Origin of the sequence: Micromonospora sp. WMMC241 (assembly GCF_027460165.1) — a bacterium.
GTDB lineage: Bacteria > Actinomycetota > Actinomycetes > Mycobacteriales > Micromonosporaceae > Micromonospora > Micromonospora humi.
The window spans coordinates 3,964,503-3,984,830 of record NZ_JAPZBF010000001.1 but is presented as its reverse complement, the minus strand read 5'-3'; the positions used below and the strand labels follow the sequence as shown (position 1 = coordinate 3,984,830).

The following is a 20,328-nucleotide window of genomic DNA, read 5'->3' as shown; positions in this document are numbered from 1 at the left end:
TGGAATCCCGTGGATCGCGTGATCACTTGGCTGATCGGCACGGCGGTTCGCACGACCGCTACGGACGACACGGGAGCAGGCCTTGGCCCCTTCAGCACGGACGACCAGGCACATTTTCGTCACCGGGGGAGTCGCCTCCTCGCTGGGTAAGGGCCTCACCGCCTCCAGCCTCGGCAACCTGCTGACCGCGCGCGGTCTGCGCGTGGTGATGCAGAAGCTCGACCCGTACCTGAACGTCGATCCCGGCACCATGAACCCGTTCCAGCACGGCGAGGTGTTCATCACCGAGGACGGGGCCGAGACCGACCTCGACGTCGGCCACTACGAGCGGTTCCTCGACCGGGACCTCTCCGGCAAGGCGAACGTCACCACCGGGCAGATCTACTCGGCGGTGATCGCCAAGGAGCGGCGCGGGGAATACCTGGGCGACACCGTCCAGGTCATCCCGCACATCACCAACGAGATCAAGGCCCGGATCCTCGGCATGGCCGACCCGGACGCCGAGGGCCAGGTGCCCGACGTGGTGATCACCGAGGTGGGCGGCACCGTCGGCGACATCGAGTCGCTGCCGTTCCTGGAGTCGATCCGCCAGATCCGGCACGACCTGGGCCGGGACAACTGCTTCTACCTGCACGTGTCGCTGGTGCCCTACCTGGCGCCGTCGGGCGAGCTGAAGACCAAGCCGACGCAGCACTCGGTGGCGCAGCTGCGCAGCATCGGCATCCAGCCCGACGCGCTGGTGCTGCGCTGCGACCGGGAGATCCCGGACAAGGTCAAGGAGAAGCTGTCGCTCTACTGCGACGTGGACCGGGAGGCGGTCACCGCCGCGCCGGACGCGCCGAGCATCTACGACATCCCGAAGGTGCTGCACCGCGAGGGCCTGGACGCGTACGTGGTGCGCCGGCTCGGCCTGTCGTTCCGCGACGTCGACTGGACCAGCTGGGACGACCTGCTGGAGCGGGTGCACCAGCCGCGCCACACGATCACCGTGGCGCTGGTCGGCAAGTACGTCGACCTGCCCGACGCGTACCTGTCGGTGAGCGAGGCGATCCGGGCGGCCGGGTTCGGCCACCGCGCCCGGGTGCAGCTCAAGTGGGTGCCCAGCGACGAGTGCGTCACCCCGTCCGGTGCGGCCGCCGCGCTGGCCGGCGTCGACGGCATCGTGATCCCCGGCGGGTTCGGGGTGCGCGGCATCGAGGGCAAGGTGGGCACCGCCCGCTACGCCCGGGAGAACGGCGTGCCGCTGCTCGGCCTCTGCCTCGGCCTGCAGTGCATGACCATCGAGGTGGCCCGGCACCTGGCCAACCTCGACGGGGCGAACTCGCTGGAGTTCGACGAGGAGGCCGTGCACCCGGTCATCGCCACCATGGCCGACCAGGAGGACATCGTGGCCGGCCGCGGCGACCTGGGCGGCACGATGCGGCTCGGGGCGTACCCGGCGACGCTGGCCGAGGGCTCGATCGTCGCCGAGGCGTACGGCAGCACCGAGGTCAGCGAGCGGCACCGGCACCGGTACGAGGTGAACAACGCCTACCGGGACCAGCTCACCAAGGCCGGCCTGACCATCTCCGGCACCTCGCCGGACGGCCGGCTCGTCGAGTTCGTCGAGCTGGACCGCACCCTGCACCCGTTCTTCGTGGCCACCCAGGCGCATCCGGAGCTGAAGAGCCGCCCCACCCGTCCGCACCCGCTGTTCGCGGCGTTCGTGGGCGCCGCTGTCGCGTACTCCGAGTCCGACCAGCTCCCGGTGGACCTGGACGGCGCGGAGTCGGCCGGGAAGAAGCCCGGCCGCGCGGCGAAGGCGGCCGCGAAGTGAGTGACGCGGTGGAGCACCGGTACGAGGTGACCGCGCATCGTGACGTCTGGTCCGGGCGCATCTTCTCGGTGGTCAGCGACGACGTGACGATGCCCGGCGGCGGCACCGCGACCCGGGACTACGTCCGGCACGTGGGCGCGGTGGCCGTGGTGGCGCTCGACGACGCCGGTCAGGTGGTGCTGATCCGGCAGTACCGGCACCCGGTCGGCCGGCACCTGTGGGAGCTGCCCGCCGGGCTGATGGACGTCGGCGGCGAGGACCTGGCCGTCGCGGCGACGCGGGAGCTGGCCGAGGAGGCCGACCTGACCGCGGGGCGCGTCGACGTGCTCGTCGACCTGCACAGCTCACCGGGCTTCTCGGACGAGGTGATCCGGGTCTTCCTGGCCCGCGACCTCGCCGAGGTGCCGGCGGAGCGGCGGCACGACCGGCGCGACGAGGAGGCCGATCTGCAGGTGGTCCGCGTCGACCTCGACGAGGCGGTCCGGATGGTGCTGGCCGGCGAGATCACCAACGCGCCCTGCGTGGCCGGGTTGCTCGCCGCCGCCCGGGCCCGGGAGACCGGCTTCACCGAGCTGCGCCGGCCGGAGGCGCCGCTGCCCCGCTGATCGGGAACCGACGACGAAAGGGGCCGTGCGGCGTGTGCCGCGCGGCCCCTTTTCCGTGCCCCCGCTCAGTCGCGCAGCGGGCGCCCCTGGCCGTCGACGCCGCCGTTGACCAGGAGCAGGATGCCGTCGACGAGGCCCCAGACCGCGCCGAAGCCGCAGGTCACGATCGTGACGACGAGCTGGATCACGGCGGTCTTGGTGTCGCCGATGTAGAACCGGCCGGCGCCGAAGCCGCCGAGGAGGATCTGGAGGATGCCCGCGACGACCTTGCTCTTGTCCGAGACGCCCTGCGGGTACTGCTGGTAAGGAGTGGTCATGAGCGGACACCATAGTGATCCACTCGCGTCCTGTCCGCATCGGCACCCCGACGGTGCGAGGATATTTACCGAAGTCTGTCCTGTCGGCTGACGGCGTCTCCACCGGCCGGCCCGGTCCATGCCTGACACTCCGTCAGCACCGCCGGGCACCGGATGTCACTGTGTTGGCGTCCCCGGGCCTCCGGCGCGCCTAGACTGCCGCCGGCGGGACCGGTGGACCGCGTCGGCAACGGAGCCGGCGGGGCGCCGCGCTGTCGGGGGAGAGCCGCCCCGGAGGAAGGTGTCTGCATCGTGAAGGTCGGAATCCCCCGCGAGGTCAAGAACCACGAGTACCGGGTGGCGATCACGCCGGCGGGCGTCAACGAGTTCACCCGCCACGGCCACGAGGTCTTCGTCGAGGCGGGCGCCGGGGTCGGCTCCAGCATCACCGACGACGAGTTCGCCGCCGCCGGCGCGAAGATCCTGGCCACCGCCGACGAGGTGTGGGACACCGCCGAGCTGGTGCTCAAGGTCAAGGAGCCGATCGCCGAGGAGTACCACCGGATGCGGGAGGGGCAGGTGCTCTTCACCTACCTGCACCTGGCCGCCTCCCGCGAGTGCACCGACGCGCTGGTCGACCGGAAGGTCACCGGCATCGCCTACGAGACCGTCGAGCTGCCCGACCGGTCGCTGCCGCTGCTCGCCCCGATGTCCGAGGTGGCGGGCCGGCTCGCCCCGCAGGTCGGCGCGTTCTACATGATGCGCACCGGCGGCGGCCGGGGCGTGCTGCCCGGCGGCGTCTCCGGCGTGTACGCGGCCAAGACCGTGGTCATCGGCGCCGGCGTGTCCGGCCTGAACGCCGCCGCCATCGCGCTGGGCCTGCAGTCCGAGGTGCTGCTGCTGGACAAGAACGTGGCCCGGCTGCGCTCCGCCGACGCCATCTACCGCGGCCACCTGCAGACCGTCGCCTCCAACGCGTACGAGATCGAGCGGGCCGTGCTCGACGCGGACCTGGTCATCGGCGCGGTGCTGGTGCCCGGCGCGAAGGCCCCGAAGCTGATCTCCAACGAGCTGGTCTCCCGGATGAAGCCGGGCAGCGTGCTGGTCGACATCGCCATCGACCAGGGCGGCTGCTTCGAGGACTCGCGCCCCACCACGCACGCCGAGCCGACCTACAAGGTGCACGACTCGATCTTCTACTGCGTGGCGAACATGCCCGGCGCGGTGCCGAACACCAGCACCTACGCGCTCACGAACGTCACCCTGCCGTACGCCCTCGAACTGGCGAACCAGGGTTGGCGGGGGGCGCTGCGGGCCGACCCGGCGCTGGCACTGGGGCTGAACACCCACGACGGCAAGGTGGTCTACGGCCCGGTCGCCGAGGCGCACGGGATGGACGTGCTGCCGCTGGCCGAGGTGCTGAGCTGACCGAGACGACGCGCCGGGCCGGCGCGCAACCCGCGCCGGCCCTGCGTCGGGCGGTCCGCGGCTACCTGGACCACCTCACCGTGGAGCGCGGGCTCTCCGGCAACACGCTCGCCTCGTACCGCCGGGACCTGGACCGCTACCTCACCACCCTGACCGAGGCCGGGGTGGGGGACCTGGCCGCCGCCGGCCCGGGCGAGGTCGAGGCCCACCTGGCCCGGCTGCGCGCCGGCGACGACGACCACCCGCCGCTCGCCGTCTCGTCCGTCGCGAGGGCCGCGAGCGCGGTACGCGGCCTGCACCGCTTCGCGCTGCGCGAGGGCCTCACCGGCGCCGACGCGGGCCGTGACGTCCGGCCGCCCACGCCGCCGCGCCGGCTGCCCCGGGCGCTGCCGGTCGACGCCGTCCTGCGGCTGCTGGAGGCCGCCGGCCCGACCGGGACCACCGGCGACGCCGCGCCCCGCGCGCTGCGCGACCGGGCGCTGCTGGAGTTCCTGTACGGCACCGGCGCGCGGATCTCCGAGGCGGTCGGCGCGGCCGTCGACGACCTCGACCTCGACACCGGGACCGTGCTGCTGCGCGGCAAGGGCGGTCGGACCCGCCTCGTCCCGGTCGGCGGGTACGCCGCCGACGCGGTGCGCGCCTGGCTGGTCCGCGGCCGGCCCGGGCTGCTCGCCGCCGGACGGGGCACCCCGGCGCTGTTCGTCAACGCCCGCGGCGGACCGCTCACCCGGCAGGGCGCCTGGGGCGTGCTGCGTGCCGCCGCCGGTCGCGCCGGCCTGCCCGTCGACGGCCCCGAGTCGGTCTCCCCGCACACGCTGCGCCACTCGTACGCCACCCACCTGCTCGACGGCGGCGCGGACGTGCGTGTGGTGCAGGAGCTGCTGGGCCACGCGTCGGTGACCACCACCCAGGTGTACACGTTGGTCACTGTGGAACGGCTGCGCGAGGTGTACGCCACCGCGCACCCGCGCGCGCTCTCCTGACCGGCGGCCGACACGCCGACCCGGTACCGAAGCTGCTGCTGGCCGGTGGCGTACAGTCGGCATCGGCGCGGGCCTCCAGGTGCGACGGACCGGGGGTGCGCAGCGGCGCCGCGAGGGACGTCGGACGGCTCCGACGCCGGGTTGGTCGTCGGGAGGGGGCAACGAGGACATGGCAGGAAACGGTGACCGTGCCGAGACCTGGACGTCGGAGCTCCGTGAGCAGCAGGCGACGCTCGGCGCCGACCTCGGTCCCGCCGACCCGGCCGCGTACACGATGCGCAAGCCGATCCCCGAGCCGATGCCGACCGACCGGCACGGCCCGGCGCGGATCATCGCGATGGCCAACCAGAAGGGTGGCGTCGGCAAGACGACGACCACCATCAACCTGGGCGCCGCCCTCGCCGAGTACGGCCGCAAGGTGCTCCTGGTGGACTTCGACCCGCAGGGCGCCCTCTCCGTCGGCCTGGGCGTCAACCCGCACAACCTCGACCTGTCGGTCTACAACCTGCTGATGCAGGACGACGTCACCGCCGAGGACGTCCTCATCAAGACCGACGTGGCCGGGCTGCACCTGCTGCCGGCCAACATCGACCTCTCCGCCGCCGAGATCCAGTTGGTCAACGAGGTCGCCCGGGAGATGGCCCTGGCCCGGGTGCTGCGCACCATCCGCAAGGAGTACGACTTCATCCTGATCGACTGCCAGCCCTCGCTGGGCCTGCTGGCGATCAACGCGCTGACCGTCGCGCACGGCGTGCTCATCCCGCTGGAGTGCGAGTTCTTCAGCCTGCGCGGGGTGGCGCTGCTGCTGGACACCATCGACAAGGTGCGCGAGCGGCTCAACTTCGACCTGGAGCTCGAGGGCATCCTCGCCACCATGTACGACAGTCGCACCACCCACTGCCGCCAGGTGCTGCAACGGGTGGTGGAGGCGTTCGGCGACAAGGTCTACCAGACCGTCATCACCAAGACCGTGAAGTTCCCCGAGTCGACGGTGGCCGGCGCGCCCATCACCACCCTCGACCCGGCGTCCTCCGGCGCGCGCAACTACCGCCAGCTCGCCCGCGAGGTGATCGCCGCGGAAACGGACCGGTAGGGCGCACGCCGCCGGCCTGCCGCGTCGACTACGGTTTCCCGGTGACCGCACCGCCCCTCGACCCGCACGCCGACCCGGCCGACGCCGCCGGGCTGGCCGCCGAGGTCGACGGCGTCCTACCCGCCGACCCCGCCGTCGTCGAGGAGACCAGCGGCTTCACGGTCCGGCTGGACAACTTCACCGGCCCGTTCGACCTGCTGCTCCAGCTCATCAGCAAGCACAAGCTGGACGTCACCGAGGTCGCCCTGCACAAGGTCACCGACGAGTTCATCGCCTACCTGCGCGCCATGGGCGACCAGTGGGACCTGGACGAGACCAGCGAGTTCCTCCTGGTGGCCGCCACCCTGCTCGACCTCAAGGCGGCCCGGCTGCTGCCCTCAGCCGAGGTGGAGGACGAGGAGGACCTGGCGCTGCTGGAGGCGCGGGACCTGCTCTTCGCCCGACTGTTGCAGTACAAGGCGTACAAGGAGGCGGCGGCGCACATCGCCGAGCTGGAGTCGGTCGGCGGCCGGCGCTACCCGCGCGCGGTCACCCTGGAGCCCCGCTACGCCGAGGCGCTGCCCGACCTGGTGCTCGGTATCGGCCCGCAGCGGCTGCTCAAGCTGGCCGTGAGGGCGATGAGCCCGAAGCCGGTGCCCGAGGTGTCCATCGCCCACGTGCACATGGTCCGGGTCAGTGTCCGGGAGCACGCCGGCGTCATCGCCGAGCGCCTGCGCCGCGCCGGGGTGGCCACCTTCTCGCTGCTCTGTGCCGACTGCGAGATGACGCTGGAGGTGGTGGCCCGGTTCCTGGCGCTGCTGGAGCTGTACCGGCAGGGTCTGGTCGCGTTCGTGCAGGAGCAGGCGCTGGAGGAGCTGACGGTCCGCTGGACCGGCCCCGCCGACGGCGACGCCGAGCTGACCGTCGACGAGTACGCCGGCTCGCCGGACCCGGCTGACGCAGCCGGACCGGATGCCGCCCCCGCTGCCGGTGGGCCCGACGACGCTGTCGCCGACGGCGGCCCGCCCGCCGACGTCGACGCCCGAGCCGCTGACGGCGGCCCGCCCGCCTACGCCGCCGCCTCGGACTCGCGTCGCGAAGCGGCGGACACGACCGCACCGACGCAGGAGTGACCTGATGAGCGACGAGGAGCGCCGCGACTCGCTGGCCGACCAGGCCGCCGCCTGGATCCCCCCATGGGCGCGCCCCACCCCACCCGAGCCCGCCCCTTCCGACGAGGAGCGTGCGGATCTCGACTCCTCCGCAGATCTTGGAAGCAATGGGCCCCCAGAAGGGCCGATTCCTTCCAAGATCTCGCCTTCGGGCGAGATCTTGGGGGAGACCTCGGGTGGCGACGTCGGGGTGCCGGGTCGGGAGTCGGCAGTCGATGACGGGGGGAGCGCCGGCGGCGTACCCCCGAGGCGGGGGCGGCGGCGGGCGGCGCCGGAACCGGCGCCCGCGCCGGTGCTGGACGATGCCGAGCTGCGCGGCGCCCTGGAGGCGATCCTGCTGGTGGTGGACCAGCCGGTCAGCGAACTGGTGCTGGCCGAGGTGCTGGAGCAGGCCCCGGAGCGGGTGGGTGCGATGCTCGACGACATCTCCGCCGGCTACACCGCGGCCGGGCACGGTTTCGAGCTGCGCCGGGCCGCGGGTGGCTGGCGTCTCTACACCCGGCCGGAATACGCTACCTACGTCGAGCGGTTCGTGCTTGACGGGCAGTCGGTCCGGCTGACCCAGGCCGCGCTGGAGACCCTCGCCGTGGTCGCCTACCGCCAGCCGGTGACCCGTTCGCGCATCTCGGCCATCCGGGGTGTCAACTGCGACGGGGTGCTCCGTACCCTGGTGGGTCGCGGCCTGGTCGAGGAGTGCGGCACCGAAGCGGACAGCGGTGCGTTCCTCTACCGGACCACCACCATGTTCCTGGAGAAGCTGGGGCTCAACTCGGTGGACGACCTGCCGCCCCTGGCCCCGTTCCTTCCCGACGACGTAGAAGAGCTTGCCGATGCGACGCGATGACCGTGCCCCGAAGCCCGACGCCCCCGTGTACGAGAGCGCCGAGCGCCTGCAGAAGGTGCTCGCCGCCGCGGGGGTGGGCTCGCGGCGCGCCTGCGAGGACCTGATCTTCCGGCGGCGGGTCACCGTCAACGGGCGGGTCGCGCAGCTCGGCGACAAGGCCGACCCGACCCGCGACGTGATCGTCGTCGACGGCGAGCGGTTGCAGGCCGACGTCCGCCTGGTCTACGTGGCGATGAACAAGCCGCGCGGGGTGGTCACCACCATGGCCGACGAGAAGGGCCGCACCGAGCTCGCCGACTTCATCGGCGCGCGGCTGGAGCAGCGGGTCTACCACGTCGGGCGGCTGGACGCCGACAGCGAGGGCCTGCTCCTGCTCACCAACGACGGCACCCTCGCCCACAAGCTCATGCACCCGTCCTACGAGGTCCTCAAGACCTACCTCGCCGAGGTGGCCGGGCCGATCCCGCGCAACCTGGGCAAGCGGCTGACCGCCGGCGTCGAGCTGGAGGACGGGCCGGTGAAGGTCGACGGGTTCAGGGTGGTCGACACGCTGGGCAAAACCGCCCAGGTCGAGCTGACCCTGCACGAGGGGCGCAAGCACATCGTCCGGCGCCTGATGGCCGAGGTGGGACACCCGGTGTCCCGGCTGATCCGTACCTCGATCGGTCCGATCAAGCTTGGCGACCTGCGCACCGGGCGTCTGCGGCGGCTGACCAACGCGGAGGTCGCCGCCCTGTTCAGGGCGGTGGGTGACTGACCCGGTCGATCGGGTACGGCTCCCGGTAGGCTTCGACGCGGTCCGCGGGCCGGCGCATGCGCCCCTGCGGGGCGCCCGCGCGGCGCGGGCATGATTGACGACGAGACACATCCGCTCAACGGCGCCGGACATTCCGGTCGACCCGCGAGGTACGGGCTGAGGAGGACAACGGTGGAGGAAAACGTACCGGCCGGGCGATGCGTGGTCGCTGTGGACGGGCCGTCCGGTTCGGGGAAGTCCACCGTGTCGCGACGCCTGGCGGTGAGCCTCGGCGCCCGCTACCTCGACACCGGCGCCATGTACCGGGCGCTGACCTGGGCGGTGCTGCGCTCCGGGGTCGAGCTGACCGACGCCGAGTCGGTGGCCAAGGTCGCCGGCGAGGCCGACCTGCGCATCGGCACCGACCCCCGGGGGTACGCGGTGACTGTCGACGGCACCGACGTGTCCACCGACATCCGCGGCGCCGAGGTGACCGGCGCGGTCTCCGCGGTGGCCGCCGTCGGCGCGATCCGTGAGCTGCTGGTCGACCGGCAGCGCCGGCTGATCACCGAGGCGGGCCGGATCGTGGTCGAGGGCCGCGACATCGGCTCCGTGGTGGCGCCCGACGCCGACCTGAAGGTCTACCTGACCGCCTCCGAGGCGGCCCGCGCCCGGCGGCGCAGCGCCGAGGACGCGGCCGACGTCACGGCGACCGCCGCCGACCTGGCCCGGCGGGACCGGCTCGACTCGACCCGCAAGGTCAACCCGTTGCAGCAGGCCACCGACGCCGTGGTGCTGGACACCACCGAGCTCGGCATCGACGAGGTCGTCGCCCGCCTGCGTGACCTCCTCACCGAGCGGGGCGTGGCGTGAGCGACGAATTCGGCGGCTGGGTGGAGCTGCGTGAGCCGGAGGTCGAGGCCGACGAGCCCACCGGCCCGCGGCCCGTGGTGGCCGTGGTCGGTCGCCCCAACGTGGGCAAGTCCACGCTCGTCAACCGCATCATCGGTCGCCGCCAGGCGGTCGTCGAGGACATCCCCGGCGTGACCCGGGACCGGGTGCCCTACGACGCGCAGTGGAACGGCCGGGAGTTCACCGTGGTGGACACCGGCGGTTGGGAACCCGACGCCAAGGACCGGGCCGCAGCCATCGCCGCCCAGGCCGAGACGGCCGTGGTCACCGCCGACGTGGTGCTGTTCGTGGTGGACGCCATGGTCGGCTCGACCGATGTGGACGAGGCCGCGGTGAAGATGCTGCGCCGCAGCGCCAAGCCGGTGATCCTGGTGGCCAACAAGGCCGACAACACCACCATCGAGATGGAGGCCACCTCGCTGTGGTCGCTCGGTCTCGGTGAGCCGTTCACGGTGTCGGCGCTGCACGGCCGCGGCTCCGGCGACCTGCTCGACGCGATCATGGCCGCGCTGCCCGAGGCGCCGAAGATCGTCGAGAACCGGCCGCGCGGCCCGCGTCGGGTGGCTCTGGTCGGCCGCCCCAACGTCGGCAAGTCCAGCCTGCTCAACCGGTTCTCCGGCGAGGACCGTGCGGTGGTCGACTCGGTCGCCGGCACCACCGTCGACCCGGTGGACAGCCTGGTCGAGATCGGCGGCGAGACCTGGCAACTGGTGGACACCGCCGGGCTGCGCAAGCGGGTCGGCAGGGCCAGCGGCACGGAATACTACGCGAGCCTGCGTACCGCCTCGGCGATCGAGGCGGCCGAGGTGGCGGTGGTGCTGCTCGACTCCAGCGAGGTGATCAGCGAGCAGGACCAGCGGGTCCTCACCATGGTGGTGGAGGCCGGCCGGGCCCTGGTCATCGCGTTCAACAAGTGGGACCTGGTGGACGCCGACCGCCGCTACTACCTGGACAAGGAGATCGACCGGGAGCTGCGGCGGATCCCCTGGGCGATCCGACTGAACCTGTCCGCGCAGACCGGCCGGGCCGTCGACAAGCTCGCCCCGGCGCTGCGCAAGGCGCTCGCGAGCTGGGAGACCCGCATCCCCACCGCGCAGCTCAACCAGTGGCTCACCGCGCTGGTCCAGGCCACCCCGCACCCGGTACGCGGCGGGCGCGCGCCGCGCATCCTGTTCGCCACCCAGGCCGGGGTGGCGCCGCCGCGGTTCGTGCTGTTCACCACCGGCCCGCTGGACGCCGGCTACCAGCGGTTCGTGGAACGCAAGCTGCGCGAGGAGTTCGGCTTCGAGGGCAGCCCGATCGACATCTCGGTCCGGCCGCGCAAGAAGCTGGGCCCGGGGGGTCGCGGCAAGGCGCACGGCTGACCGTTCCCAGAAGCCGCCGGGGTACCACCCCGGCGGCTTCTTTCCTAGGACGCTCTAGGGGGAGTGACGTTGGCGTCGTGCCGCACGGAGGGGCCTGTGCGTACGGTGCGAAGATCTTGCGCTAAGCTGTACCGGCTGCTGCGGGGGAGACCGCGCGGGGGCATCGGGACGTGGCGCAGTTTGGTAGCGCACTTGACTGGGGGTCAAGGGGTCGTCGGTTCGAATCCGGCCGTCCCGACCAAAGTCAAAGCCCTGACCAGCGTAAATGCTGGTCAGGGCTTTGACTTTCTTCTATGGGGATTTGAACCGCCCCCCGAAAACCCCCCGTTTACGTGGTGCGGCAACCACGTTCGTCATCGATGTGCATCGTTCTAGTCTGATGATGATCCTTGGCTGCTCGGGTGGCTGCCGAGCCGTTCGAGGATGCCGGACACGTCCAGGGCTTGTACCCGCTTGGCGATGTAGTAGGTGTCCGTGACCTCCTCGCTGGAGTGCCCGAGCTGCGCCGTCGCGCTCTCGGTGTCGGTCTCCTCCTTGATCAGGGTGGCGACGGTCTTTCGGAAGGTGTGCGGGGTGACCCAGTCGAGGTCGGCTTCGGCGCGGGCCTGGCGCCGCTGACGGCGAACGTTGTTGGGTGAGAGCCAGGTGCCTCGTCGAGAGGTGAAGATCGCGTCGTGCGGGTTGTCCGCGGCGGTGAGGTTGCGGGCCATCAGCATGCCGACCGCGAACCGGGGGAGGACGACCCTCCGGTAGCCGGCGTCGCTCTTGGTCCAGGGCTGTCGGAAGAAGCCTTGCCCCTTGAGGAAGACCAGCGTGCCGCAGATCGTCAGGGTCGGTCGTTCGGCGGCGAGGTCCAGGTCCTCCCAGCGGAGGGCGAGGATCTCGCCGATACGGGCGCCGGTGGCGAGCATGAGGTCGACGACATCGGCCAGGTCGCCGCTGTGCCGAGGCCCGGGCTTGCCAGGGATCGGCCGCTAAGATGGGCCGCCTCTTCTGTCCGTAGGGTGGTAAGAGTCGCCCCCGCGGCGGGCCGGCCGTCCCTCGTTCACACCATGAAAGAGAAACCATGACATCCACGTCCGCCCGACGGATGACGGGCGCGGTCGGCCAGGTCGCGTTGGGCGTGATGCTCCTCGTTGCCGGAACCGCCCACCTCACCGTCGCGCGCCAGGAGTTCCTGGCGCAGGTGCCCTCCTGGGTCCCGCTCGACGCCGACCTCGTCGTCGTCGCCTCCGGAGTGGTCGAGATCCTTCTGGGACTCGCCCTGCTCGCCGCTTGGAGGCAGCCCGTCCGCGGCATCACCGGAGCGGTCGTAGCCGCCTTCTTCGTCGCGGTCTTCCCGGGCAACATCGCTCAGTTCACCGAAGGGCGTGACGGATTCGGCCTGAACACCGACGCCGCACGGGCGGCCCGCCTTGTCTTCCAGCCGCTGCTCGTGCTCTGGGCGCTCGCCGCCACCGACGCGGTTCCCGCGCTGCGCTCACTGCGTCGTCGCACCTGACACCCGAACCGAATCCAACGACATCATCAGCCTGGTTGCCGCTCGTTGCCTGGTGCCAGCTATAGATCATCTCTGATGGCGCACACGGATGCTCGGATGTCGTCGCCCCTCGGCCACAAAATTGCAGCATCCGCGCTTTGCTTCGCGTACTGGTGGTCAAGCACGCTTGACCACGCAAATCTGATCTCAGCGGCGCCCTCGACCGAACCTGTCTCGATCGAGGGCGGTTGTCGTGGCTTATCGTTCCGTGGCTTCCGTCATCCCCACCAACCGCTCGATTCGGAGAACCAGGACCTAGCCGAGGGGTTCGTCGTCGTCCGGCGGTCCGTGCTTCGCCGGCACCGGCCGACCGGCCGAGCCCTGGCCGGTAGTTTCCGGCCTCACCGGGGAGCGGTCGGACCACCGTGACGCGGGACCGGACCAGGCGCGGACGTGCGGTCCGTACGAGCCCGATGCAGGATGACGTCGGGGTGGCGTACATGTAGCAGGTCACCGCGTTGGCCAGGGAGAGATCACTCGGATGCTTACATGGTCCGGAGCGGGTCCCAGGCCAAGACATCACGGCATCGAGTGAAAACAGAGTCGAGCCGTCCTGGAAGCCATCAAAGCTGAGAGAGCATTGACGTCGAACTCTTAGCTCTCTGAGCGCCCAGTTGTTCGTCCTGAGGACGATTCGTACGTGATCGCCAGCGGTTCCTTATTTCCCGCCATCTCGAAATCTGCCTCTCGGTCAACCGCCTTGAGCTGGGTTGTTGACCGTGACGGAAATTCCACAGTCCCCGCCGGGAGATGCGCGTGCGAGATTGGCCCCGCCAGGCCCGCGAGGGTCGATCCGACGAAGGGACCGCAGTGCACCGTCGATCATGGACAACTCGGCTACGCATCGTGCCCACCGCCATTCTCGTCACCCTGCTGTTGGCTGCCGCGCCCCTGCTGAACCCCGCGGCCGCGCTCGCCACGGTCACACCGGTGGCCGACATGAAGCCCCGACTCACTGGCGTGGGCGTCCCGGCCGGCTCCACGGCGGACATCGAGGGGATCGGCGGCACCGGGCCGGACCGCGCGCGGTTCACCTCGGTCGCCGCCGATTCGCCAATCCCTTTCTCGCTCAAGGTCGACTTCTCGGACGCGGCGACCGCGCCGGCCACCGGCTACGTCCGCGACTCCGGAGAGGCATACCTGGCGACTCGCGGGTACGGCTGGGTCGACCTGGGCGAGCGCACCCCGGTGAGCCTGGTCGGCAACGGTCGCAACCGCAACCCGGCAGCCGGCCAGAGCGACCTGCGGCTGGCCACCTTCATGCACGCCCAATTGCCGGCCGGGAGCGCCGGCGTGCCGACGCCCGGCGCCTGGGAGGCTGCGGTGCCGACCGGCAGCTACACGGTCACCGTCGCGGTCGGCGACGCCGGCACGGCGGTCGACAGCGTGCACTGGGTCAACATCGAGGACCAGAACGCGATCGCCGCCTTCGTGCCGACCTCCACGACCAGGTTCGCCACCGTCACCCGCACAGTGAGCGTCACCGATGGCAAACTCACGGTGACCCCGACGGGCGGCACCAACACCAAGTTCGCGTACCTCGACATCACCAGCGTGGCCGACTCGGCCACCACCCCGACGGTACGCACCAGCACCCCGGCCAACGGCGCCACCGGCGTACCCACCACGACCAGCGTGGTGGAGGACCTGGTGCTGCCCAACGGCGGGGTGGCCGCAGCCACGCTCACCTCGTCAACGGTGCGGCTCACCCGCCTCGCCGACGGCGCGGCGGTACCTGCCACCACGATCACCAGCGGCGGCGGCGACGTCATAAACCTTTCCCCGACCGCACCGCTCGCGTCCAACACGGCGTACCGGTTCAGCATCACCAGCGGCGTCACCGACGTGACCGGCAAGCCGTTCGCGCCGTACTCCATCGTGTTCACCACCGGCGCGGGCGCGGGCGGCAGCGGGCCAATCGCCTTCGACAAGACCGTCGGCGTGGCCACCGGCAAGTCCTTCACCACCGTGGTCAAGGGACCCGACGGCCGGCTCTACGCCGGGACCCTGGACGGCTACGTCTACCGCTTCCCGATCAACGCCGACGGCACGCTGGGCACGCCGACGGTCATCGCCGCGGTGCGCACCAACGCCACTGCCCTCGGCCTGCCCGGCGCTCCGGCCCGCACGATCATCGGCATGGCCTTCGACCCGGTCTCCACGCCCACCGCGCCGATCCTGTGGGTCACCGACAACTACCAGTACGTCGGGGCGCTGAACGTGCCGGACTGGTCCGGACGGGTGGGCCGGCTCAGCGGTGCCGACCTGGGTACGTACACCTCGGTGGTGGTGAACCTGCCGCGCTCCGTCAAGGACCATGAGACCAACTCACTGGCCTTCGGCCCGGACGGCGCACTCTATTTGAGCCAGGGCGCCAACAACGCGATGGGCGCCGCCGACTCCACCTGGGGCAACCGGCCCGAGCGCCTGCTCAGCGCCGCCGTGCTGCGGCTGGACCCCGCCCGGCTGCCGGCCACTTTGCCGCTGAACGTCCAAACCGAGGCGGGCGGCGTCTACGACCCGTATGCGACCGGGGCGCCACTGACGCTCTACGCCACCGGCGTGCGCAACGCCTTCGACCTCGTGTGGCACAGCAACGGACACCTCTACGCGCCGACCAACGGCTCGGCTGCGGGAGGCAACACCCCCGCCACGCCCACGCCGCTGCCCGCCTCGTGCACACGCCGCGGCTACACCGGCCCGGCAGTTCCCGCTCTGACCGGCGTGCCGACGGCGGAGACCGACTACGTCTTCGACGTCAAGCCGGGCCGCTACTACGGCCACCCCAACCCGCTGCGCTGCGAGTGGGTGCTCGCCGGCGGCAATCCGAGCGCCGGCACCGACCCGTTCGAGGTGCCCGCCTATCCCGTGGGCACTCAGCCCGACCCGAATTTCGACCTTGCCGGCACGTACGATGCCGGCCTGCACGCCTCCGCCAACGGCGCGGTCGAGTACCGCGGCGGCGCCTTCGGCGGTGCGCTGCGTGGCAAACTGCTGGTGGTGCGCTACTCGGCCGGTCAGGACATCGAGACGTTCGACGTGGCACCCGGCGGGGTGCTGTCCAACCGCACGACGGGCCTGGCCGGGTTGACCGGTTTCAGCCAGCCGCTGGACGTCACCGAGGACACAGCCACCGGCAACCTGTACGTGACTGAACTCGGCGCCAACCGCATCACTCTGCTGCGACCACGCGTCTAGCCGCAGGCACAGCCGTCGTCCGCGGCGATGGATCCCGGCCGCCCCGTCCTGCGAGACGGGGCGGCCGCGCTCCCGCCGGCGGCCGGCTGCGCCCCGGTGCCAGACGCAAGACGCATACGAACACCAAGTATCGGTCCGCTGAACAGGGATGACATGGTGCACTCCCGAAGAGTCGACGACTTCCGGAGTCAGTCTTCACCGAGCGGCGGCATAGGTCGGATCCATGATCTGGCAGGGGTCGGGTTCACGACTGCCTCGGGTGACCGAGGGCTCCTACGCTGAAATTTGTGGAAGATGTCGATGACGCCCGCGAGCTCGTTGAGCAGCGGATGCGCGCCACGGGGTTCGAGGAGGACATCCTCGACAAGGTCTTGGATCTGCTGGAACGCTTCGACACCGATCGGGAGAAGCTGTTCGAGGAGATGCTCTCCAAGCTGGAGCAACCGGGCTATGACGGCCTGACCGACCGGTGGGAGACCAACTGCGAGCAGGCCGAGGCGCTGATGGAGCGCCTCGAATCGGACATCCGGTCGGTGCTGGAGGACAGCCAGGCCAACGCGATGTCCGTCGACGAACGGTGGATCGCGGTCGGCCCGCGTGACTTCCTCGCCGGGGAGCGCAAGATCTGGGCGCAGGTCGCCCGGCTCGACGTCCCCGAGGTCGCCACGCTGATGAGCAAGGTCCTGGAGGCCGACCTCGCGCTCATCAAGAAGTGCGAGGAGGACCTCAAGAACGCGCGCAGCAACGACGCGATCGTCGAGCAGCTGCTCCTCAAGAACTTCGGCTCCATCCAGGACACGGTCAAGAGCCTGCTGGTCAAATACCTCCCGACCTCGGGCGCCCGCCTGATCGTCCTCTTCATGAAGGACCCGTCGTCCAAGGAAGCCGCCAACGAGGCGATCAAGAACTTCGAGAAGCTCACCGCGGAGAACCTCATGGCGGCCAAGCAGAAGCGTGCCGCGAAGCAGACGGTGGTCGACAACATCAAGCTGCTGACCGCGGCCCGCGAACAGCTCGACGAGGACTGGATCGACAAGCTCTTCGCGCGCGGCGCCGAGGCGGCGGGGAACTGGCGCGGCATCGGCGCGTCCGGCGACTACCGGGCCACCGACTGGGACTGGATGAAGGAGAACGTCCTCGACCGAGGGCTCGACACGCGGGCCGAGGCGGCCAAGGAGCAGTCCAGCAAGCTCTACGACGAGCTCTTCCCCACGCTCGTGGAGGAGAGCACCAACGCCTTCGCCCAGCTGACCGATGATCAGGGCACGCTGGCGAAGTTCAACGAGGAGCTGGCGAAGGCCTCGGAATCCCTGGAGTCGCTGCTGGCGACCGAGGAGGAATACGTCAAGGACCTGGCCGAGGGACCTTACAAGCAGACGGGCCTCGCCGCGTTCGCACAGGTCAGAGACGCGGTCAAGGTGGGCTTCAAGCTGCTCGCGGACAAGACGAAGGAAGCCGACGACGAGGTGAAGAAGTCATGACCGACCTCTTCGTCGCGGCGGGCGGCCCGGTCGGCGACGGCACCCGGGCCCGGCCGTTCCACGACCCGTGGCTCGCGCTGCGGCAGGCTGCGCCCGGCGACCGCATCCACATCGCGGCGGGCACCTATACCGGGCGTGGCGAGCGCTCCTCGTGGGTCGTCGACACCCCCGAGCTGACCCTGCTCGGCGGATACAGCACCGACTTCGCCCGCCGCACCCCCTGGCAGACACCGACGGTCTTTGCGGCAAAGACCGGCCTGCGCGTCCCGAACGAGCCGAACATGCTCCAGGGCATCGACGGCCACGACGGCCTCGTCCTGGACGGGCTGTTCTTCGACGGGGCCGGGCGCGACGACTACGACGAGCAGGGCGGCCTGCAGCGCGCCTCCTACGGGGACGGCTCGCTGGTGAGCCTGCGCGGCGAGCGCATCGCCGTCCGCGACTGCTGCTTCGCCAACGGCAGCTCCGGCGCCGTCGAGCTCGGCGGCGACTCCGTGGTCTTCGAGAACAACATCGTCGTCAACTGCGTCGGCCTCAGCCTGCTCACCGTCCGCGACGGGGCCCCCGAGACCCCGGCCGCGGTCAGCCGCAACACCTTCGCCTTCGCCCACGACGACTCCGACCCGCCGCGCGGCTCCGGCGCCGACCGGGCCGTCGGCGTACGTGTCGACGGCGCTGCCGCGATCGCCGACAACGTGTTCGTCGGCTGCGGCAACGCGGCCGTCGCCTGCCTGCGCGACGTCGGGCAGATCGCCATCGACCGCAATCTGTTCTTCGCCACACCGCGCGACATCGTGCGCAGCCGGGTGTCGGGCGCGGAGGCCGAGCTCACCGAGGAGTACGCCACGGAGCTCGAAGACGTCGGCCTGCGCTCGGCGGCCGGCAACACCGTCGCCGACCCACAGCTGACCGGGCTCCCCGCGGCGTGGCTCGACACGTACACGGTGGACGTCGCCGTCACGTACGAGCGCCCGCCGATCGCCGCCCTCAACGCGCTGCGGAAATCGGCCGGCCTCGGTGAGCTGCCGTCCACATCAGACCGCGATGTTCAGCGGCCCGTCATGCGCCGGCTCGCCCCGGCCGAGGTGCTCGCCCTCGCGGTCGGTGCGGCGCCGGGGGCGCACCCCGCCGACCTGGCGGCACCGGAGCCGTTCACCGAGCTCCCGGCCGGTCCGGCGTACCAGGCCGTCGACTGGGCGCGGCTCTACGAGGCCGACCCGGCGCTCGCCGGAGCCCCGGTGCAGGTGCGGGCCGGGGTCGGCTTCGACCAGAACACGCAGATCCTCCCCGAGCTCGCGGAGACGCACATCGGCGTCGCCGTCTACGAGCCCGGCACCGACAACAGCCCGTGGTGGGCGCTCGCCCCACGCTACGGCCTCGTCCATCACCAGACTGAGGAGGCCGTACGGTATTCGCGCGGCCTCGACGTCGAGTCCACGTACCTGCTCCGCGGCACGTATCGCCTCACGCCGCCCGGCGGGCGTCAGAGCGCCACCATCGTCCTCGACTCCCTCGCGCCCGTGCTCGACGTCACGGCCCCCGAGCCGCCTCGGCCGCCCGGCCGCGACTGGTTCGTGCGAGCCGGATCCTCCGGCGGGGACGGCAGCCGCGAGGCGCCGTTCCGCGACCCGTTCCAGGCCCTCGAAAAGGCCGCCGAGGGCGACCGCATCCTCGTCGCCGCAGGTGAGTACACGGGCCGCCTGCGGTCGGGCACGTGGCGCATCCCCGTACGCAACCTGACGCTGCTGGGCGGGTGGGACGCCGAGTTCGCCGCGCGCGACCCCTGGCGACACCCCGTGCGCTTCGTGCTCACTCCGGAGACCAGAGCGAAGGGCATCTTCGGCGATCCGGTGCTCACCGGCGAGGACTCGGGGGAGGGCCTCATCCTTGACGGGTTCATGTTCGACGGGGCGACCTACAACGCGTACGCCGACAGCGGCGCCCTCGACGCGGGCCATTCCCAATCGGCGGCGCTGCTCGACCTGCGCGGCGGCAGCGGCGGCATCACCGTGCGCAACTGCGTCTTCGCCAACGCGGCTTACTGCGCCGTGCAGCTCAGTGCGGCGTACGGGACTTTCGAGAACAACGTGGTCGTCAACACGAGCGGCACCGCCGTCCGTATCCAGGCACCCGGCGCGGGCCCCTGGACCATCCGCGGCAACACGGTCCTGTTCGCCGCCGACCCCACCGGCCGGGCCTCGACCGGGCAGTCCACGACCGGCTGCCTGCTGGACATCTCCGGCCGGGGTGTCATGCGGGTCGAGGCCAACGTGCTCGCCTTCGCCGACAGCATCGCCGTCCGCGCGACCGTGCCCGACCAGAACCTGCTGCTCGACGGGAACGTGCTCGCCGCCAACCTGTACGCCGACCTCCACGACGGCCGCCACGTGCTCGTCGACGCCGAGAACCGCGACCGGGTGTTCCGCGACGCCCCGTTCGGCGCTCAGACCGGAACCCGGTTCGAGTTGCCGGCGGTGCCGGTCGACGCTGCGTACGCCGACCAGGCCGTCGGCCGCCTCTCGGCGCTGGCCGCCGCGATGCCGAAGGACGGGCTCAACGCCGCTGCGGCGGCGCTCGGCGTCTCGATCACGGCGCCGAAGACGGAGGCACCCGTCGAGGCGGCGCCCCCGGAGCCGAAGAAGGAACCGTCAGTGGCCGACCTGCTCGCGGACCTCGGCCGGGCCCGCAAGGCGTTCGAGGCGAAGGACGCGGCCCCGCCGGCCACAGACACTCCGCTGTACTGCCCGGTCTATCCGGTCGAGGCGGCGCTGAGGCTGGCCCTCGACGCCCCGCCAGGCGAGCCCGGCGCCCACGCCCCGCCCTCATGATCGAAGAGCTTGTCACATCCTGATCCCGCAACCCATCTGGCTTGCTCCACCCA

16 protein-coding genes and 1 tRNA gene are annotated in these 20,328 nt (G+C 71.3%); 15 read left to right on the top strand and 2 right to left on the bottom strand.

The annotated features are described in order from the left end of the window. The first annotated feature begins 82 nt into the window (after positions 1-82). Positions 83-1,816: a CTP synthase gene (locus O7598_RS17860; protein ID WP_269692472.1), complete on the top strand. Its 1,734-nt coding sequence runs from the start codon at positions 83-85 to the stop codon at positions 1,814-1,816. Beyond that, positions 1,813-2,421 (top strand): NUDIX domain-containing protein, encoded by a 609-nt coding sequence (locus O7598_RS17855; RefSeq protein WP_269692471.1) that lies wholly within the window; start codon positions 1,813-1,815, stop codon positions 2,419-2,421. The genes O7598_RS17860 and O7598_RS17855 overlap by 4 nt, the downstream gene beginning before the upstream one ends. A gap of 65 nt (positions 2,422-2,486) precedes the next feature. Here the strand turns inward: O7598_RS17855 and O7598_RS17850 are convergent, their stop codons facing one another. Continuing rightward, positions 2,487-2,738: a TM2 domain-containing protein gene (locus tag O7598_RS17850; protein WP_269692470.1), complete on the bottom strand. Its 252-nt coding sequence runs from the start codon at positions 2,736-2,738 to the stop codon at positions 2,487-2,489. Positions 2,739-3,029: 291 nt separating this feature from the next. On the opposite strand from O7598_RS17850, the gene ald reads away from it, so the two are divergent. The 9 genes from ald (at position 3,030) to O7598_RS17805 (ending at position 11,469) form a co-directional block, all read left to right on the top strand. Beyond that, entirely contained in the window at positions 3,030-4,145 is a 1,116-nt protein-coding gene (gene ald / locus O7598_RS17845) for an alanine dehydrogenase (protein ID WP_269692469.1), read from the top strand. After that, positions 4,142-5,128 (top strand): site-specific tyrosine recombinase XerD, encoded by a 987-nt coding sequence (locus O7598_RS17840; RefSeq protein ID WP_269694899.1) that lies wholly within the window; start codon positions 4,142-4,144, stop codon positions 5,126-5,128. The genes ald and O7598_RS17840 overlap by 4 nt, the downstream gene beginning before the upstream one ends. Before the next feature lie 169 nt (positions 5,129-5,297). Continuing rightward, positions 5,298-6,221: a ParA family protein gene (locus O7598_RS17835; RefSeq protein ID WP_091657002.1), complete on the top strand. Its 924-nt coding sequence runs from the start codon at positions 5,298-5,300 to the stop codon at positions 6,219-6,221. Between the two features lie 41 nt (positions 6,222-6,262). After that, positions 6,263-7,333: a segregation and condensation protein A gene (locus O7598_RS17830; protein WP_442929868.1), complete on the top strand. Its 1,071-nt coding sequence runs from the start codon at positions 6,263-6,265 to the stop codon at positions 7,331-7,333. A 4-nt stretch (positions 7,334-7,337) separates the two neighbouring features. Beyond that, complete coding sequence (gene scpB, locus O7598_RS17825) at positions 7,338-8,216, top strand: SMC-Scp complex subunit ScpB (RefSeq protein WP_269692468.1); 879 nt, start codon at positions 7,338-7,340, stop codon at positions 8,214-8,216. Further along, complete coding sequence (locus O7598_RS17820; RefSeq protein WP_269692467.1) at positions 8,203-8,973, top strand: pseudouridine synthase; 771 nt, start codon at positions 8,203-8,205, stop codon at positions 8,971-8,973. Before scpB ends, O7598_RS17820 begins: the two co-directional genes overlap by 14 nt. 171 nt (positions 8,974-9,144) lie before the next feature. Beyond that, positions 9,145-9,825 carry a (d)CMP kinase gene (cmk, locus tag O7598_RS17815; RefSeq protein WP_269692466.1) on the top strand — a complete coding sequence of 227 codons (681 nt, stop codon included), beginning with the start codon at positions 9,145-9,147 and terminating at the stop codon, positions 9,823-9,825. Beyond that, the gene (gene der / locus O7598_RS17810) at positions 9,822-11,228 is read left to right on the top strand and encodes a ribosome biogenesis GTPase Der (protein WP_269692465.1); all 1,407 of its coding nucleotides are present in this window, start codon (positions 9,822-9,824) and stop codon (positions 11,226-11,228) included. Before cmk ends, der begins: the two co-directional genes overlap by 4 nt. Before the next feature lie 164 nt (positions 11,229-11,392). Beyond that, positions 11,393-11,469 (top strand) — tRNA-Pro (locus tag O7598_RS17805). A gap of 130 nt (positions 11,470-11,599) precedes the next feature. On the opposite strand, the gene O7598_RS17800 is transcribed toward O7598_RS17805, so the two are convergent. Then, positions 11,600-12,139, bottom strand: coding sequence for a tyrosine-type recombinase/integrase (locus tag O7598_RS17800; RefSeq protein WP_269692464.1), 540 nt, complete (start codon positions 12,137-12,139; stop codon positions 11,600-11,602). Between the two features lie 155 nt (positions 12,140-12,294). On the opposite strand from O7598_RS17800, the gene O7598_RS17795 reads away from it, so the two are divergent. From O7598_RS17795 to O7598_RS17780, 4 genes are all read left to right on the top strand, one after another. Further along, on the top strand, positions 12,295-12,729 hold the full coding sequence (locus tag O7598_RS17795) for a DoxX family protein (RefSeq protein WP_269692463.1): 435 nt from the start codon (positions 12,295-12,297) through the stop codon (positions 12,727-12,729). A gap of 885 nt (positions 12,730-13,614) precedes the next feature. Further along, complete coding sequence (locus O7598_RS17790; protein ID WP_269692462.1) at positions 13,615-15,966, top strand: Ig-like domain-containing protein; 2,352 nt, start codon at positions 13,615-13,617, stop codon at positions 15,964-15,966. 287 nt (positions 15,967-16,253) lie between these two features. Beyond that, complete coding sequence (locus tag O7598_RS17785; protein ID WP_269692461.1) at positions 16,254-17,447, top strand: hypothetical protein; 1,194 nt, start codon at positions 16,254-16,256, stop codon at positions 17,445-17,447. Next, positions 17,444-20,275, top strand: a complete 2,832-nt coding sequence (locus O7598_RS17780; RefSeq protein WP_269692460.1) for a right-handed parallel beta-helix repeat-containing protein — start codon at positions 17,444-17,446, stop codon at positions 20,273-20,275. The genes O7598_RS17785 and O7598_RS17780 overlap by 4 nt, the downstream gene beginning before the upstream one ends. Positions 20,276-20,328 lie beyond the last annotated feature (53 nt).